The organism is Clostridium sp. DSM 17811 (genome assembly GCF_018861905.1).
Classification (GTDB): domain Bacteria; phylum Bacillota; class Clostridia; order Clostridiales; family Clostridiaceae; genus Clostridium_AD; species Clostridium_AD frigoriphilum.
On the sequence record NZ_JAHLDU010000023.1, the window covers coordinates 43,459 to 61,780 of the forward strand.

The window sequence follows — 18,322 nt, forward strand, 5'->3', positions numbered from 1 at the left end:
TTTACCTCTTAGCCTGAATTAACATTCCAGTTTCTTTCATTTCATCTATAGAATGCTCAAAAAGATCATCTGATTTTTCTAAACCTTTTTCTTTATTTTGCTTTTTTACCCATGATGTAAATTCTTCCATGCCTTTTTCAAATGTATATTCAGGTTTAAACTCACATAAGATTTTAGCTCTATTTGTATCTGCAATATTATGCCTAATATCTCCTTTTCTAAAATCTCCTGAAACGATTATTTCTGAATTTGAGCTATATAATTTTTTAAAAGTCTCTGCTAATTGCATAACAGAAATTTTTTCTCCAGTACCTACATTAATATGCTGGTAGTTCGTAGCAACATTCTCAAGTGCGTTACAAGTGATAGCTGCAACATCACTGACATGAACAAAGTCCCTACTTTCTTTACCATCCTCAAAAATATTCAAGTTCTGATTTTTTAATAACAACTTAGAGAATATTGAAAGGATACCTGTATATGGATTGTTAAGTGACTGACCTGCTCCATACACGTTTTGATATCTAAAGATAGTATATGGTATATTCATTGTAGGACACATTACCTCAAGCATTTTTTCCTGTGCAAGTTTCGTATATGCATAAAAAGAAATAGGCGTTAAAGGACACTCTTCTGTTGTATTTCTTAGTTCTACTTCTCCGCCGCATACAGGACATTTTGCTTCAAAATCTCCACCCTTCATATCATCTATATCTCTTGATTTAGGAACAACAATCCCATGTTTTATGCAACAATACATCCCTTCTCCATAAACAGAACGTGATGAAGAAAGTATTATTTTTTTAATAGGAAACTTATTCTTTAATATGACTTCTAACAAATTAGATGTACCCTTGATATTAACATCGGTATATCTATTAATTTCATACATCGATTGGCCTGTCCCTGTTTCAGCAGCAAGATGTATAATATAATCCACACCTTCTAACGCTTCTTTTAAATCTTCAGAGTTACGAACATCACCTTTTATTACTTTACATTTGTCTTTTATATTTTGATATAAATAGGATTCTTTATAATTATCTCCATGAATCTGTGGTGAAAAATTATCTAAAACAACAACCTCATATTTTTTATTTATATTTTCAACAATTGCATTTCCTATAAAACCTGAACCACCTGTAACAAGTACTCTTTTCATAATTAAAAGCTTCCTTCCTAGTATTTTCATTTTTAATTTTTCATTCGTTTTATGCATATCCTGTAGATTTAAATGTTGTCTCTCCTATATTTGTTTATATCACCTCACATTTATACTGATAAATCTTCATGCCTATTAGCTTGGCTTCTCTCTTGACTTATTTCTTCATCTCTTGCCTTGATTATTGAACCTTCAAGGATTCCTTCTGCTCTTAAAACCTTAAACACAGTTCTAAATATTATTAATGCATCTAATTTAAGCGACTTATTGTTTAGATAATATGCGTCATGCCTTGTTTTCTCATGATCATCGTTATTATCTCGACCATTAATTTGAGCCCACCCTGTAATTCCTGGACGCAGTGTATGAACTCCTACCTTTGTTCTTAACTCCTTAAGTTCATACTGATTATATAAAGCAGGTCTTGGTCCTACAAGTACCATATCCCCTTTAATAATGTTGATTATTTGTGGAAGTTCATCCATACTTGTTTTACGTAGAATCTTCCCACTTGTCGTTACATAACTTTTTGATTTATCTAATTTGTCTGTTGCAACATTTGGAGTTCCCACCTTCATTGTCCTAAACTTATAAAATTTAAATAATTCATTGTTTTTACCTATTCTCACCTGAGTAAAAAAGACTGGACCTTTTGAATTCAACTTTATTATTACCCCTACAATAATAAATAATGGCGATAATAATACCAATAATACTAAACTAACAATAACATTTAGAAATTTTTTCATAATACCGCCCCCCCTAAATCATTTTTATCCTGTAATGTTAATTGTTTCACAGCTGATCACGCTACGAAGTAGACGCCTACAGTTGCGAAGCAGATGATTACGGCTGTGAAACAGCCGACTATGGCTGCGACGCAGACGCGGCTACTCCATAGCCGACTCTGCCAAAGTTCTATTGTATGTAGGAACTATTTCTCCTATTTTTTCAATTAACAGTTGTACATCATCTTTCTCAATAATCACTGCGAGCTCCAACATTTTCTCTTTCATTACACTTAAATCAGTAAATGTTGGTTTTCCTATAAATATTTTTTCATGTTTAGTGTTTGTAAGTCCTTCTTCACTCATTAAGAGCTCTTCATAAAGCTTTTCTCCCGGCCTTAGTCCCGTGACTTCAATCTTTATGTCTTTATCTGGAACAAAACCTGAAAGTTTTATTAAATCCCATGCCAAATCATATATTTTAACAGGCTTTCCCATATCTAACACGAATATTTCTCCACCTTGTGCATACGCTCCAGATTGAAGCACTAATTGTGCAGCTTCGGGTATTGTCATAAAAAATCTTGTTATATCTTTATGAGTAAGTGTAACTGGTCCACCATGTTCTATTTGTTTTTTAAATAGTGGTATAACTGACCCATTACTTCCTAGTACATTTCCAAATCTTACTGCTACAAAATGTGTTTTACTTATTTTATCCATTGATTGTATAATCATTTCACACATTCTTTTAGTTGCACCCATAACATTTGTTGGGTTTACCGCTTTGTCTGTAGATATCATAACAAATCTTTCTACATTAAATTTATGAGCACATTCAGCTACATTATATGTTCCAAATACATTGTTTTTTATAGCCTCCATTGGGCTATTTTCCATTAGTGGGACATGTTTATGCGCCGCAGCATGGAAAACTATATTTGGTGAATATTTTTTAAAAACATCTTCCAGCCTATCCTTATCTCTAACTGATCCTATAAGCACCAATAAATCTAATTTTGGATACTTATACTCAAGTTCCATTTGTAGGTCGTAAGCATTGTTTTCATATATATCAAATACAATTAATTGTTTTGGATTAAACTTTATAATTTGACGACAGAGTTCTGAACCAATTGACCCACCGCCACCTGTTACCAGTATTGTTTTATTAGTTATATAACTTGTTATGCCTTGCATATCGAGCTTTACTGCTTTACGTCCTAATAAATCCTCGATCTCAACTTTTCGAATTTGATTTAATGAAACTTTACCATTTATTATTTCATACATACCTGGAATAATTTCTATTTTACAATTCGTTTTCTTACATATCTCGAGTATTTCTTTTTTATCTTCGTCATCTATTGTTGGAATAGCTATAAGTATTGTTTCTATGTTCTTTTCTATTACTATTTTAGGAATATCTTTTCGATTTCCAAGTACCTTTACTCCAGCAATATTATTTCCTTTTTTATAGACTTCATCATCAATTACAGCTATTGGCATGTATTTACTCTGACTACTACTTTTCATTTCTTTTATAACCATAGCTGCAGCCGATCCGGCACCAATTATCATTACTCTTGATTGAACAATTTTACTGGCATTACAATTTATCATACTTTCAAATCTACCGTAAACTCTAAATGACATTCTAAAACCGACTATAAAAATAATACTAAAAGCACAAGCTATTATACTTACTCCATAAGCGAATGAATGTCCAATAATTCTAACAAAAGCAATCATCACAATATTAGAAGTAAGGCACGCACCAATAATAAGCATAAATTCATCAATACTTGCATATCTCCAAAGACTTTCGTAAAGCTTAAAAATATAAAAACAAGTTATGTAAATAACTGTTACAATTAATGCTATTTCTTTGTAACTACTTGAATAAAATCTGAAATTTTTATAATTATATATAAAAAAGAAAGCTAATATATATGCTAAATTTATTAAAACTGCATCGCTTAACATCAATATTGGTAATTTCCATTTTCCTAAAACTTTCATAGAATCCCTCACTTTATCAAATTATAGATAATATTAAATTTCTTATTATTTTGCTTTTTTCTGATCTACTCACCTTTGATGGTTTCACCATACTTATACTCATAGTTATAGTAACCTTTCTTTTTAAGATCCACTTTATTAAGTACTATACCCAATATTTTAGCATTTACCTTTTCAAGTAGTCCCTTGGCTTTTACAGCTGCATCACGTTCTGCTTCCTTTGAAGATACAACTAGGAGGCATCCATCTGTATACTGAGCTAAAATTTGTGCATCTGTAACTAATATTATTGGAGGAGTATCTAAAATTATATAATCATATGTTTTCTTTAACTCCTCGATGAAATTTTTCATTTTAGCTGATCCTAAAAGTTCCGCGGGGTTTGGTGGTCTTGTACCTGAAGTTAAAACATGAAGGTTTGGTTGTACTGTCTCATGAATGCCTATATTTATATTTACTTTACCATCATCCGCATCATTTACCAGCATGTTAGATAAACCCTTTTCGTTAGAAAATCCAAAAACCTTATGTACTTGTGGTTTTCTTTGGTCACAATCTATTAATAAAGTCTTATTGCCACCTTGAGCCATAACCATAGCCAAATTTGAAGAAGTTGTAGTTTTTCCTTCTCCTGGTCCTGAACTAGTTAGAAGTAATGTTTTAATTTTTTTATCAAAAGAGGAGAACTGAATATTAGTCCTAAGAGTTCTATATGCCTCTGACATTGGTGAGTTAGGTTCCTTAAATGTTATTAAATCTAATTCTTTCATTTGATTCACTACCTTTACTAATTATTTTTAATGTTTGAATATCTGAAAAATACTTTTCTTTTTCTTTATTTTCTCCATATTTGCTTCTATGTCCTTATCTAATAACATAAGTTCTAAATTACTAGATACCTTTTTCTCTATATCCCTATCTAAAAATGTCGCTTCTCTAAATCCCTCGTTAAGGCCAGGGCATCTTCTATTTATAGAATGTGCATCTGACGCAATAAAATTTACCAAACCCTCTTTAACAAGTAACTTGGCACACTTTTGAACTTTTTTCCCAAATAAGCCTTGCAAACTTCCAGTATTAATCTGAAACAAACATCCCTCATCTATAAAATCATTTATAGCAGGAAGCGATTCTATTATGTATTCATATCTTTCTGGATGTGCAAGTATAGGTTTAATACCCAGAACCCTTAGCTCATAAATTAGATCTAGAGCATCATTTGGTAATTTATCCATTGGAAATTCAATAAGCATATAACTCGTTTCATTTATTCCTTTAATTTTTTTCTCTTTGCACAAATTTAGTGCATACTTATCTAGCATAACTTCTTGTCCTAGTAGTACTTCTATCTTTAAGCCTGCATTTTTAGAGACAAGCTTCACTTCTTGATACACGTTAAAAATCTTTTCATAATGATTTTCGTATCTACCCCTTATATAATGAGGAGTGGCTACTATAGTTTTGGTGCCTTTTTCTTCTGCCATCTTTAGCATCTTAATGCTCATTTCCATATCCTTTGAGCCATCATCAATACCTGGGAGTATATGACTATGTATATCAATCATTCCATCGCCTTCTTACTTTTTATCTTCTATTATTCTAGGTATTACTCCAAGGACTGGTAACCCTAAGTATTTTTCTACATCGCTTTCGGTTTTTATAGTGTTATCCATGTATTCAAGTAGAAACACAACTCCAAGTGAAAGCATTAACCCTAAAAAAAGACCAATAACCAAGTTTAATTTCTTGTTAGGGCTAATAGGATTTAAAGGAATAACGGCCTTATCCATTACTTGTATATCTCCACCTGTAGGATAAACCTTCTTTGTAGATTCTACAAAAGAGGTTGAAATAGCATTTACAGTCTTAAACACCTCTTCTGGGTCTTTACCCTTAGCTGTAATCATTAAAATTTGAGTTCCGGTTTTTGGAGTGACAGTAACGCCAGCTTTAATCTGATCTATTGTTAAATTACCCTTTAATTCATCAAGGGCACCTCGAGCTACTAAATCAGACTTAGCAATTTCGCTATATGTTATAAGTAAATTTTGATACATAGTTATATCACTATTTAGTTGTGCTGATTGATTAGTGGTAGCCTGTGGCTTACCTACTATTATACTTGTGCTTGCTTCGTATGTTGGTTTTATAACAAAAAAGCTTAATATACCTGCAATTATTACAGTAGCAAGCGTTATGGTACCTATTAACAATAATCGTTCTTTTATTATTGTTAAATAATCTTCAATACTAATATTTATTTCTTCATTCATCTACAGTTCCCCCCAGTAAAAGTTCATATGTCCATATTATATCATTATTTACTTGTGAGGTAAATAATCCCTTCTAAAAAAGGAAAATAGGCATCTATGTTGAATTATACATGTAGGGTTTAATAAAAAGATCACTACATTTAAGGGGGATTCAAATTGCGTAAAAAAATTATTACATCATTATTTATATTAGTATTCCTAATAGTGCAAATTATAGTACCAACTAATATTGCCCATGCAGCTATTACTCAAACTCTTACACTGGGTAGCACGGTTACTAGCGACATTGTCTCATCTAATGACCAAGATATATACAAAATCATACTTCCCACGGATGGTAAACTCAATATCAAAATGATTACATCAAATAATAAAATAAATTTAAATTTAAAGGATGATAGTGGCAAGCAAGTATTATCTTATTATCCAAGTTTAGGAAATGGTAATTCATCTACAACATGGTCCTTGCCTATTGATTTAAGCGCAGGTACTTATTATTTTACTGTTATAAAATATGTTTCAGATACTGTAAACTATAGTCTTGGAGTTAATTTTACAGGGGTTAATACAAACGATGTAGAACCTAACAATGGTCCACTAACTGCGCAACCATTAACTTTAAATTCGGATCCACTCACAGGATTTATATCCGCCAATGATGACCAGGATACGTATAAATTTACACTCCCACTCTCTGGCAGAATTGATGTCAAAATGCTTTCATCAATATACGGAGTAAATTTAAATTTAAATGATAATGATGGCAAGCAAATATTTTCTAATTACGTAGGTTCGGGATCTGAACAATCTCCAAAGACATGGACACAACTTATTGATTTGAAAGCAGGAACTTATTATATAAGTGTTTTAAAACAAGGCACTAGCCTATTAAACAATAATTCAAATACAGGTAAGTATACTCTTGCAGTTAATTATACCCCTGTATATAGCGATGATGTAGAGCCTAATAATGGTACCTTAACTGCTCAACCATTAAATCTAAATTCTAATACTATCATTGGATTTATAGCATGTAATGATGACCAAAACACCTATAAAATAATTCTTCCAATAGATGGAGAAATTACTTTAAAAATGATTTCCTCAATTTATGAAGTAAATGCAAACTTAGCAGATAGTGACGGCAATCAAATATTCTCATCGCGCATTCGTTATGGATCGGATGCAACTCCTAAAACATGGTCGCAATCTGTTTCCTTAAAAGCAGGCACTTATTATTTTAGCGCTCTAAAACAACCTTCAGGCCTTTTAAACAATAATTTAAACACTGGAAAATATACTGTCGCAGTTACAGCAGATGGTCAACCAGCACAATCATCAATACCAGTTTCTACACTGCCTGTTAGTTCAGATGCAATCACGATTTCAAACAATCCAGTAGGAACCTTAGATGTTGTAACTTTAAAAAATTATCTGTTCACAGATGGTGACAAGATAACTATATATTCAGATGCTTTTTCTCAAAAGACAATAGGATCCGGAACTATAAATTCAAACCAATATAGATCTACAATAACTACCTCTGAGCCATTAGCACAAGCGGGTGGTTATGTATATGTAACAGTAACAAGCTTATACAAAACTGAAAGTTCAAGATTAGGCATTCAGTATAATAAAAAATCAGCTTATACTTCGACTGATTTAAACGGTATGCCTGCCGGAACTGTTTTAATAGGAACTAAATCTTATACCCTTGAATATGCTAACAATTCAGCTAATAGTGCCGAAATTAGTAATGCGATAGTTACTGGTGGAGATATTTATGTTAAAAATTTCTCAGGAAATTGGATAAATAATCTTACAGGTAAAACTGTAGACTCAAGTAATATGTAATACCCCAAAGGTTTAACGTAAAAACGACTAGACTGATTTATATCAGTCTAGTCGTTTTTATTTACCCCAGGGGTATTTAGTTAGCAGTTATAGTAATTGTTTTTGTTGATGCGTTTCCAGCTGCATCAGTAAGTGTTACATTTAATGTAATGCTATTACCTAATAGACCAAGGTAACCTTTTAAAGTTCCTACAGATACACCAGCTGCGCTAGGAGCATATGACCCAAGTAGATCAGCTACAGGAATAGTAACATCACCAGCATCATTTATTGTAAAAGTTTTAGTTTTTCCCATACAAGTGATTTTTGCAGTGGCTTTTTCACTAGTATTAAGTTTTACAGCAGTAAACATATCAGTTGATTTTGCTAAGCCTAAGCTCACTTTAAAATTACCACTGGCATCCTTAGTAGCTAGAACTGGTTGTCCAATAGTTAAAGATACTGAATTAAGAATTGGAGCAGTTACATCTGCACTTGGAGTAGTTACAATCGGACTAGTTGGATTTGTAACTTTAATCAGATTTAAACGTGCTAATAAATCTGCTCTTATTTTACCTGGTGCCGCATCAGTAAGTAATGCATTAACAGAAATCTTTGCGGTGTCTACATCTGTTTGTAGTTTGCTAATTTCAGCTTTAACTACTGCTTGCGTAGCTGCTAAAATTTGAGCAGCAGAGTTTATTGCAGTTGTAACCTTAGCGTCTAAATCCGCAGCATCAAAACTTATTTTCTGCGTAGCATTTTTGTAAATTACAGCTGGTATAGAATTTATTGACGCAGCTAATCCATTAACATTGCTGATCCATTCTCCATTGAAATTTTTAACATAAACCATTCCACCATCAACTATTGCACTAGTGATTTCTTTGAAATTTGCTGGATCATTAGCATAACTTAAATCAAATGCTTTTGTTCCTATTACAACTGTGCCACTCCCCATTGCACCAAACGCTGAGATAGTCGTAGTTGACGCTATCATAACAGAAGCAAGGAATGAACCTATAATTTTCTTATTCATGTATTTATACCCCCATTTTCAATTTTATGTTATACATATATTAATATAATTCTATAACGGGGCGCTTAATTCCTCTTTATTTCGATAAATATTTTACCCCTGGGGTAATTGTTTTTTGTCCTACTTACCTAACAACATATGTAAGCGATTGCTGCACGCCAGCTAACCCTTCTTTATCACTACAATTTATTCTTACCATATGCCCACCTAATGTTTCTGTATTTAATACTATGTAACACTGAATGCTAGAATTGCCCACTTCTACCCCATCCAAAGATACTCTTACATTTGTTGTTGTTTTATCTTCATCTACTGCTTCAACTAACACGTATATACGATCACCTTGTTTAAACGTTAACCCAGATGTTAAACCAGTTACCTTAACACTAGGCGGATTGTTCACAACTATTGTCTTCTTCTTATATCTCAGCATAACAGTTTGATCAAGGCTCGTAAATTTACCGGTAAAAGTGGTGTCTGCCAAAACAAAATCATACCCTTCAATTACACTTATATAACCTACACACTCACTACCAACCTTACCTTTTCTGGAAACTGGATCCATTAATTGCACATCAGTATCAACATCTACTGCCTTAAATATTATGTTTCCCTGCGTACCTTCCTGTGAAGGCTGCGTCTCAACTTCTACACCATTGAATGTTTTAACTTCTAATTTGTTTATTATACTAACTTCGACTACCTTTCCCGACGAATTATTTGTCCACTCGCTGCCAGTGGTTTTTATATATATATCACCTAAATTTTCTGTGATAGCCTTTGTTATTTCAACTTCTTTCTTTTGGTCATTAGCATAGTCTAATGTATAAAGTTTAGTCCCTATCATAATAGAAAAGTCCGGTACTGAATATTTATCCAGTTCAACTGCACTTGCAGAAATGCTTGACATGGCAATCATTAACATCAAGACTAAAAACCCTTTCAGTTTATTCAATTTATACCCCCCTAACGAATCAATTTCTATCTTTATTTTACTTGAAATTTTTAACATTAGCAACTGATATTTGTTATAAATATATTCATTGATTCATTTTTATGTTACCTGTTATTTATATAATGAACTGAAAAAAGAACCGCCATTTCTGACGATTCATGGTCATAATTTATATTATACTACTCAATTGCCTTAACCCCAAAATCAACTGTTGTGGTGCCCCCCCGTGGGTGTAAGTGTTGTCTTTATATTTGACTAAATCATTTCTATTGTTGAACCAGAAAGACTATTAAATTTGTCATTTACCTGACTTACATCGTATATATCCGCATCTACCGCATAAGCAGGCAGACTAAAATAAACTGCAATTATTGCAAACTTTAATATTCCCACACATAATTTTTATTTCCCCTGATTATTCTTATATAATACTTAGTTAGCAGTAATGGTAACTGCGACTTGATCCCCTGTAGATGATTTTACTATAGCTGGTATACTTAATGTTAAAGTTTTAATCTGTCCATCTTTTGTTACAGTTATATCTTTTGTAATTACATCACTTGCGACAGTTGCTGTCCCTGTTACTGTTACTTTAGCAATTCCAGTCGTATTAGTATACGAAAGTGAATATGTTAAACCACCAATTACCCAAGTATTAACTGTAGTCCCACCAGTAAATTCTATTACTCCTCTAGACACGATAAAATCTGTTAATAAATATCCATCTCCCTCAATCGTAAAATTGTTATCTGCAAATATAGATTTCTTAACTTTAAAATCTTTCTTAAGAACTGTTATATCAAAAACTTTTGTATCAATTGCAGTACCATTTGCAATTGTAGCAGTTACCGTTACTGTTGGATTCGTTAAACTATTACTTGGTCTTATAACTGTTCCATCATCTTTTATAACGTTTGTGTCAGTAGATGACCAAGTTATTATTGAGCCATTTGTTCCATTTGTTGTCGGTAAATTCAAATTATTTTTCACATTACCAACATCAACATTATTACCACTCAATATAATTGCGTCTGTTAAAAGTGCTTTATCTGCTGCTACATTTGCTGTATCTTTCTCGTGATCTACAGTCCCCACTACCGGTATCACTTTGTATGTTTCACCATTTACTAATCCCGTTATTTTTGTATCTGATAAAGGAGCTAAATTACCAATAACAGAAGAAAGGGTACCACCAGCTATTACATATTGTATGTTAGGAATGTCTGTACCTACGCTTACTTTATAATTATGGTCTTTTGGCAATCCAACAATTCCCTCATGCCATGCAACTCCAAGGGAACCATCGGCTTTAGTAACCATATCATTTGCAGGGTTTCCAGCCTTATCATTCACAATGTTAGTCATAAATACGCTTGCATTCTTATTAGTAATGTCATCGGTACTAATTGGAACTATAATAGTGTTAGGCATTTCAATTATTACCGTTTCATTATCCCCCTGTAAGAAAACTTTTAAAGGTTTATAATCTGTAAATCCTGCTTCGGTATTGTCTAAAACTCTTATTTTCCAATTGTCTGCTATTTCAGCTGTGGTTCTATCTAGTGTTTCATTTGCTATATACGTTATTTTTGTGCCATCTACTTGAATTGGATTACTCACAGTTTTACTAAGGAACGGTCTTATACCATCAACTGCTATATCTTTTTTACCCGTAATAGAATATATATTTGCTTCTGCACCAGCAGCATTTGCTTGAATATGAGATGCCCCTTCTGTTGCTTGTATATCACCATTACTAAAATCTATACCTGTGCTTTTTATATTTAAAAAATTATCTCCTTCTTTTACTTCATAGTTAAAAACAAGTTCATCCACCGTGCTTAAGATCCCATCATAAATAGCATTGCCAATACTAACATTAGTATTGGTAGTAGCATTAGTACCACTTAATTTCAAAACAGGTTTACCAACCACAAAAACAGGTTCACTAAACTTAACTCCTATTTTTATTACTTGACCTATTCCATATAATGTTTTATCATCCATCGCTACAACCTCAGTAACTTCAGGATTCTTTTTATTCTTAACTATCTTGTATCCGTTTTTTATATCTACACCTGATAATATACAATCTCCGGTAGTTGAAACGTCCACAGTAAGGTTTCCAATGATAGTCATATTTCTTAATTCATAAATATTGTTATCGTTAGATCCATAGCCTATTAAAACATCCCCAGTAATTGTTGATCCATTTCCATCTAAAACAACTCTTTTAGGCTTTCCAGCAACTGATGTTCTTGCCAACGCCACGACCTGACCCGGAGCAATCGTCAAGGGCGCTTCAAATTTGATATATTGAACACTATCATCACTTAAGGCCTTAGCAAGTACATTTGATGCATCATTAGTTTGTCCATCACTATTTGATATAATTCTTGTATCATTCGTATTAGGATACACTACTTTAATTGAGTCTAAATTAGTAGTGTACGCTGTTAATATTGATGTAAGTGTAGCTGGAGTCTTCATCAAATCATATAACGTAATTGTCTTATTTGAACTTGTACTTGTTTTTGAAGTTATATAGTCATTAACTAATTCTAGATTCTGTACTTTTTCTTTATAACTAGTATTTTCTAAAATCCTTCCATTAATATCAAAGGCCTTTATAGTAATTGTATAATCTGATCCCGTATCAATATTAAGTCCTGCATCTCCAGTTGTAAATCCGGCCATACTTGAACTTGGAAAAATCTCCTTATCTACCATCTTAATCCCCGCAGACGGAGTAACTGAAACTTTTAATCTTTTCACAGTAGAATCAGTCTTAACATCAATATTAGTTAGTTTAGGATATGTAGATGTAGTATCTGTAGTAAGCCCCTGCTTTTTATGTATAGTCTCAATTGAGGTTACATATTTTTTAGGAACATAAATACTTATATCTCTTGGGGAATTAAGCGTAAAAATATTTGCATTTAGGTTAGCTGCCGTATTATTCATAAATACAGACTTAAAACCATTTGCAAGATCCAGTGAAGAAAAAGGCACTATAAAATTCGTTAATGGTGTGTATGCTGTGCCAAAATCTAACGCATCTTTTTCTATTATAATTTCATAATCCATAACAGCTGGGTCTAGGTCCCCAATAGATATATGTAAAATCTTTTTATCAGCTGTATCGATTACGGGAGTTCCTATTGTAGGTACTCTCATAGCCGTACTTCCACTAGTTTGATCTATAGTGATTTTTGCTGTATTAACACTTTTAATAGCATAATCAAAAGTTATATCTAGTGTGTTCTTTGTAGTAGTTGTTGTAGCTGCATTTACTGTAACTGTACTTATTGCATATGTATAAGGTACTGCCGCATATACTGTTGTCCCTAAAAACAATATACTAAACAAAGAAACCACAGTAAATACTTTTAAACTCACCATACTCTTTTTAAAATTATTAAAACACATATTAATTAATCCCCCCATTAGCATAATTTATTATTGCCCAACTACATATTTTTTAAATCCAAGTAGCTTGTTTGTAGCATTATAAGCATTAAATGTTACAGTCGAACCTTTTGTAAGTAATGTAGATAATTGGAAATTATTATTTCCATTATAGTACATATCAACGCCATTAAGAGACATTCTAGCTACACTACTATCTGCCTCGACATTTACTGAGTATATATCCAAAAGTGAATAATAATCTAAGGTAATATCTTTAACATAATCTACTACTGTTACATTAACATTAATTGAAGTTGTTATAGTTAACCCATTAATTCTTCCTGTTACTTTTTTTACTCCTGCAGTGCTTGTATTCACAGCGCCCCACGTAACAGGTTCTTTTCCTATAGAACCATCTTTATATAAAACATCAACAGTACTCGGAAGCACAGGTTGATTATTTTGAACTACAGAAACATCATTACTAGCTAAAGCTGCATCAATTACTAAGTTTTGAGTTACATTATATGTTTTTCTAGTAGGAACACTAAGATATTCTCCTGTAGCCGCAGATTTCACACCAGCATTTACTATAATCGAATATACTGCGTTAAATTTGAGCCTACTAACTGAAGTAATAACTACAGTAGTTGCATCTAAAAAAGAGTAGGTACAACTTAGCTTTGCGCCTGTACTATCTTGAACTAAATATAAGGTACTACTATTAACTGATGTCTTGTCATATGCACTCCAAAAGCTTATATTCCATGACATCTTACTAGTACTTATATTTTGACTTGGTAAAACTTGAGTATTGTCAGCAGCATATACCATTGAAGTCATAAATAACATGTATAATGCAATACCCAAAAAAACTTTTTTGAAGATATCTTTCCAATTAGAATTAATAATGCCATTTAACAATTTGCCTTCACCCCGTTTTTAAAATTTATTGCGGATTTTATACTTATAAACAAACTATGATTCATAATCATTTATAAATGTTCTTATTTCTATAATTGATTGGTTAATACGTTATGTATCGTTAATATTATCGTATAAAGATCATTTTTCTTTATACTTATTAGCCCGAATTTTGTAAAATGTTATTGTTTAAGTAAGTAGTCAACATTTATAGCAATGTTAACCACTCATTTAAATACCAAATATAAGGGTTAATATAAAATTTATATATTGCTCCCATAGAAAAAAGAACCGTCATTTCGACGATTCTTTCTTTACTTATACTAGATTATTCATTAAAATATACAGATACACTATCCATATTAAACCCAAACTTTAAAAGATGATGAACTTTAAATGATAATTTAAAAAAATCTCAGTTTAATTAGAAGTGACAGTGATTGTTGCCATTTTTTCATTTCTTGCAACATCTGTAATCGCTACAGTTATTACACCACTATCACCTGTAAGTTCATTCTTTATAGTTCCTACCGAGATACCAGTTACTTGAGAGTTACCTCCAAATAGATCAGATACAAGAATAGTAGCTTCACCAGAATCATTTGTTGTAATAGTTCTAGTCATTCCCTTAACTGTAATTTTCATAGTCGATTTCTCATTAACAAATAAATTTATAGCACTAAGCATATCAGTATCATTTTTGTTCGCTAGTGAGACCTTAAAATTGCCATTAGCATCTTTAATACCAGCAACTGTTCCTTCAATTTCAAATGATACAGCGGTAAGAATTGGGCTTAATAAATTCTCAACTGTTGAAGTCGTGTAACTAGTCGTATCAACTGTCTGTGTCGCAACTTTATCTGTTTCTACTTTAATAGCAGCAACTATTGTAGCAGCATTGTTTTTAATATATGTTTTTATTGCTGTTGCATCTTTAAGATTCACATTTGCTGCTTTAAGTAATTTAGCAACCTCCGCTGATTGTAAATTCAATTTATCCGATGGACTATAGTACTTTCCGTCTGTTCCTTCTTTTAAGAATACATCTGTACCACCATCTTTTAAATCTAATATCAATGCTTGTATATCTTTTGAAGAGGTTATATCATATTTTTTTTGATTCCCAGTATTTATAATATCACCTGTTGCTGCATAAACAGAACCACTAACAGAAGATGCAATAATCGCAGTTATTACAAACGTTGATAATACACCATATAATTTTTTATTTGTCATTTCTAGTCCCCCCTTGTATATTTTTCATATTATTTTTTTATTCTTTGATTTAGCTTTTCATTTTTGACGCATCAAATTTAAAATACACAAAATTTCGTACAGAAAAAATCGCCATTTCTGACGATTTCCTCTTATGTAAACTTAACTTAAATTTCATTTAATATTACATATACCTTTACTCAATTGACTTAACCCCAAAATCTACTACAGCATTAACAGTTTTATAACTGCTTATATCTATTATTTTTTGCGTAACATTTTCTGTTTGTGCTGTAACACTTGGAACTATTGCTGCAGCATTTTTAGTAATATATGATTTTATTGCTGACGGATTTTTAAGATCCACCTTTGCTACGTTAAGTATTCTAACAACTTCTGTTGTTTGTAAATTTAATTTTTCAGATGGATCATAGTATTTTCCGTCTTTTCCTTCTTTTAGCCATCCACCATTTGTACCACTTTTCATATCTAATATCAACGCTTTTATCGCTTCTTGAGAAGTAATGCTATAAACCTTCTTATTTGAAGTATTTATTATATCACCCTCTGCTGCATGAGCTGGAACACTTACTAATAAAGCCATAATAAATGTCATTGCAGCTATAGAAAGCGTTGACAAGAATCTTTTGTGTATTTTCATATTATTTTACCCCCCTGAATATGTTTTAATTACTCCATTATAACTTAATAACCTTCCTTAATGTATTTATTTTTACCCTATAATGTTACAATTTTCTACATTTCATAAAATTACATAGGCTGGCTTTTTTCAATCTTTCTATGTTACTTTTTCAGTACTCTTACTGCTAAGATTAATGCGATACTCAACTTTTGTTACGGGATTAACATAATATAACCATCCACCAGCAATATTAATTTGACTTGAGGCATTATAACTTACTTGCTCTATACCTGTACCGGAAGTATTCATTCTATATATATTTCTATCGTCAGAATTTATATAATAAACCCAAGCATCAGCTGTAACATTTAACCCTTCAGCAAACCCTGAAAATAAGCATGTATTATTAGAACCGTCTGTATTTATTTTATAAATCTTTTTATTATCTAAATTAATGTAATAAATCCAATTATCAATTACATTTATATATGAAGCTTTTATATTAGTTCCAACAGGGCTAACTGTACCATCAATAATACTAGCTTTATTCAATAAATTTTGAGCATCTATGAAATAAACGTAATCTCCAGTTACAATAAGTCCATAATAATTATCTGAGTAATGACTATTACCACCCACATGTTGGTTTGTGTTTACATCACCAATACTTTGTACATCTAAATATTGTCCACAATAATATATGTTTCTGTTAATAACATTGACAAATTTAATTGTTCCAGCCCCTATATTTGTATCGTCAGTTCCATCTATTCTGATTTTGTATAACTCACCAGAACTTAAATAATATATCCAACCACCAACTACGTTAATACTACTCGTAACATTATTTGAAAGTTTTTGACTTGTTCCACCTGTAGCATTAATTTTATAAAGTTTGCCACTATCATTTTCGTTTGCATAATAAATCCAGCCATTGTATTCAGCTGCAAGTCCATCATTTGTAATATTACCGCTAGTATTTCCTCTTATATTTGTGTCAACATTAATAACACTGTTAACAGTTAATTTAGCTGTTATTGTTATATTATTTGTATTTACTACTCCATCAACCATTGTTAACGTCCCAGTAAATGTATAAACTCCAGCTACTTGTGTACTCGCTTCATCGTACCATATTGCAGCCAAATTTTTAGTTGTTCCATCAGATAATGTAGCGGTTACAGTTGTTGGTAATGTATAAGCATCATCTACATTTTTCGTAATATTTATAGCACCAACTGAACTAACTAATAATTTAGGAGCTGTATAACTAGTTGTATCAACTGTTTGTGTAACAACCTTATCTGTTGCTAATTTAACAGCATTCGTTGCTGCAACGGCATGTGTAATAATATATGTTTTAATTGCTACTGGATTTTTAAAATCTACACTTGCTGCTTTAAGTATTGTAGCAACCCCTACTGATTGTGCAACTAGTTTATCATTTGGATTATAATATTTTGCATTACTGTCCTCTATTAAGAAGATATCATTGCCACCATCTTTTAAATCTGCTATCAATGATTTTATATCGTTAGAAGAGGTGACCTTATAAATCTTCTTATTTGTAGTATTTATAATATCACCTGTTGCTGCATGAGCAACCCCACTAACAGAAAATGCAATTATTGCTGCCATAGCAAACTTTGAAAATCCTATAAATATTTTTTTATTTACCATTTGTTTTTATTCCCCCTCGAATGCTTAAAAATATTAGTTTAATATATTATATGATTCTGATTAACTATACCATAAAATATCATAAACAGAAAGATAAGGATATTATTACTTAAATACTCAACTTTCGCACGACAAAAAGACTAGCCTTTCTTTTAAAAATGCAGGCAATGTATCTATAAAGCAGTTCAAAAACGAGTTTATTTGTTCTTTTGTCAACGAACGGTTTTCGTGTAATGCATTTTTAAGCAGGTCTAAAACAACTTGAATAGCTTCAAAAAATTGTATATCTTGAAGTTCATCTCAGCAATTAAAAAATAAGCCACCTCTAGTACGTAAATCCTCATTATTGCGGCTTTGAGTAGATAACATAATATATCTTGTAAACACAATAGTTGTATGTGCAACCATAGAATCATAAGAGCGTCCTTGAAATTCTT

The 18,322-nt window shown here is 31.8% G+C and carries 15 protein-coding genes; 1 reads left to right on the forward strand and 14 read right to left on the reverse strand.

The window, feature by feature from the left end; translation table 11 throughout:
- Nucleotide 1 precedes the first annotated feature (1 nt).
- The 6 genes from KPL44_RS20090 to KPL44_RS20115 all read right to left on the reverse strand — a co-directional run bounded on the left by KPL44_RS20090 (nt 2) and on the right by KPL44_RS20115 (nt 6,185).
- Nucleotides 2-1,162 (reverse strand): NAD-dependent epimerase/dehydratase family protein, encoded by a 1,161-nt coding sequence (locus tag KPL44_RS20090; protein WP_216253801.1) that lies wholly within the window; start codon nt 1,160-1,162, stop codon nt 2-4.
- Between the two features lie 110 nt (nt 1,163-1,272).
- Entirely contained in the window at nt 1,273-1,911 is a 639-nt protein-coding gene (locus tag KPL44_RS20095) for a sugar transferase (RefSeq protein WP_216253818.1), read from the reverse strand.
- A gap of 141 nt (nt 1,912-2,052) precedes the next feature.
- Nucleotides 2,053-3,912 carry a polysaccharide biosynthesis protein gene (locus KPL44_RS20100; protein ID WP_216253821.1) on the reverse strand — a complete coding sequence of 620 codons (1,860 nt, stop codon included), beginning with the start codon at nt 3,910-3,912 and terminating at the stop codon, nt 2,053-2,055.
- Nucleotides 3,913-3,977: 65 nt separating this feature from the next.
- Nucleotides 3,978-4,682 carry a CpsD/CapB family tyrosine-protein kinase gene (locus KPL44_RS20105; protein WP_216253823.1) on the reverse strand — a complete coding sequence of 235 codons (705 nt, stop codon included), beginning with the start codon at nt 4,680-4,682 and terminating at the stop codon, nt 3,978-3,980.
- A gap of 27 nt (nt 4,683-4,709) precedes the next feature.
- Nucleotides 4,710-5,477, reverse strand: a complete 768-nt coding sequence (locus tag KPL44_RS20110) for a tyrosine-protein phosphatase (RefSeq protein WP_216253826.1) — start codon at nt 5,475-5,477, stop codon at nt 4,710-4,712.
- A gap of 12 nt (nt 5,478-5,489) precedes the next feature.
- A complete protein-coding gene (locus tag KPL44_RS20115) occupies nt 5,490-6,185 on the reverse strand; it encodes a YveK family protein (RefSeq protein WP_216253829.1) in 696 nt (231 codons plus the stop codon).
- Between the two features lie 156 nt (nt 6,186-6,341).
- Between KPL44_RS20115 and KPL44_RS20120 the strand changes: the two genes are divergently transcribed.
- Nucleotides 6,342-8,039: a hypothetical protein gene (locus KPL44_RS20120; protein WP_216253832.1), complete on the forward strand. Its 1,698-nt coding sequence runs from the start codon at nt 6,342-6,344 to the stop codon at nt 8,037-8,039.
- A gap of 76 nt (nt 8,040-8,115) precedes the next feature.
- On the opposite strand, the gene KPL44_RS20125 is transcribed toward KPL44_RS20120, so the two are convergent.
- The 8 genes from KPL44_RS20125 to KPL44_RS20160 form a co-directional block, all read right to left on the reverse strand.
- Nucleotides 8,116-9,057 (reverse strand): hypothetical protein, encoded by a 942-nt coding sequence (locus tag KPL44_RS20125; RefSeq protein WP_216253834.1) that lies wholly within the window; start codon nt 9,055-9,057, stop codon nt 8,116-8,118.
- Between the two features lie 124 nt (nt 9,058-9,181).
- Nucleotides 9,182-10,012: a hypothetical protein gene (locus tag KPL44_RS20130; RefSeq protein WP_216253836.1), complete on the reverse strand. Its 831-nt coding sequence runs from the start codon at nt 10,010-10,012 to the stop codon at nt 9,182-9,184.
- 255 nt (nt 10,013-10,267) lie between these two features.
- On the reverse strand, nt 10,268-10,405 hold the full coding sequence (locus tag KPL44_RS20135; RefSeq protein ID WP_216253840.1) for a hypothetical protein: 138 nt from the start codon (nt 10,403-10,405) through the stop codon (nt 10,268-10,270).
- A gap of 39 nt (nt 10,406-10,444) precedes the next feature.
- Nucleotides 10,445-13,441: an immunoglobulin-like domain-containing protein gene (locus KPL44_RS20140; protein ID WP_216253843.1), complete on the reverse strand. Its 2,997-nt coding sequence runs from the start codon at nt 13,439-13,441 to the stop codon at nt 10,445-10,447.
- A gap of 30 nt (nt 13,442-13,471) precedes the next feature.
- Nucleotides 13,472-14,347, reverse strand: a complete 876-nt coding sequence (locus tag KPL44_RS20145; protein WP_216253845.1) for an Ig-like domain-containing protein — start codon at nt 14,345-14,347, stop codon at nt 13,472-13,474.
- Between the two features lie 420 nt (nt 14,348-14,767).
- Nucleotides 14,768-15,583, reverse strand: coding sequence for a hypothetical protein (locus tag KPL44_RS20150; RefSeq protein WP_216253847.1), 816 nt, complete (start codon nt 15,581-15,583; stop codon nt 14,768-14,770).
- 175 nt (nt 15,584-15,758) lie between these two features.
- The gene (locus tag KPL44_RS20155; protein WP_216253849.1) at nt 15,759-16,223 is read right to left on the reverse strand and encodes a hypothetical protein; all 465 of its coding nucleotides are present in this window, start codon (nt 16,221-16,223) and stop codon (nt 15,759-15,761) included.
- 138 nt (nt 16,224-16,361) lie between these two features.
- The gene (locus tag KPL44_RS20160) at nt 16,362-17,885 is read right to left on the reverse strand and encodes a DUF5050 domain-containing protein (protein WP_216253850.1); all 1,524 of its coding nucleotides are present in this window, start codon (nt 17,883-17,885) and stop codon (nt 16,362-16,364) included.
- Between the last annotated feature and the right edge of the window lie 437 nt (nt 17,886-18,322).

What these genes read in the sequence shown, in the direction of transcription:
- KPL44_RS20090 (WP_216253801.1), bottom strand. Translation starts at nt 1,162, where the DNA reads ATGAAAAGAGTACTTGTTACAGGTGGTTCAGGTTTTATAGGAAATGCA.
- KPL44_RS20095 (WP_216253818.1), bottom strand. Translation starts at nt 1,911, where the DNA reads ATGAAAAAATTTCTAAATGTTATTGTTAGTTTAGTATTATTGGTATTA.
- KPL44_RS20100 (WP_216253821.1), bottom strand. Translation starts at nt 3,912, where the DNA reads ATGAAAGTTTTAGGAAAATGGAAATTACCAATATTGATGTTAAGCGAT.
- KPL44_RS20105 (WP_216253823.1), bottom strand. Translation starts at nt 4,682, where the DNA reads ATGAAAGAATTAGATTTAATAACATTTAAGGAACCTAACTCACCAATG.
- KPL44_RS20110 (WP_216253826.1), bottom strand. Translation starts at nt 5,477, where the DNA reads ATGATTGATATACATAGTCATATACTCCCAGGTATTGATGATGGCTCA.
- KPL44_RS20115 (WP_216253829.1), bottom strand. Translation starts at nt 6,185, where the DNA reads ATGAATGAAGAAATAAATATTAGTATTGAAGATTATTTAACAATAATA.
- KPL44_RS20125 (WP_216253834.1), bottom strand. Translation starts at nt 9,057, where the DNA reads ATGAATAAGAAAATTATAGGTTCATTCCTTGCTTCTGTTATGATAGCG.
- KPL44_RS20140 (WP_216253843.1), bottom strand. Translation starts at nt 13,441, where the DNA reads ATGTGTTTTAATAATTTTAAAAAGAGTATGGTGAGTTTAAAAGTATTT.
- KPL44_RS20150 (WP_216253847.1), bottom strand. Translation starts at nt 15,583, where the DNA reads ATGACAAATAAAAAATTATATGGTGTATTATCAACGTTTGTAATAACT.
- KPL44_RS20155 (WP_216253849.1), bottom strand. Translation starts at nt 16,223, where the DNA reads ATGAAAATACACAAAAGATTCTTGTCAACGCTTTCTATAGCTGCAATG.
- KPL44_RS20160 (WP_216253850.1), bottom strand. Translation starts at nt 17,885, where the DNA reads ATGGTAAATAAAAAAATATTTATAGGATTTTCAAAGTTTGCTATGGCA.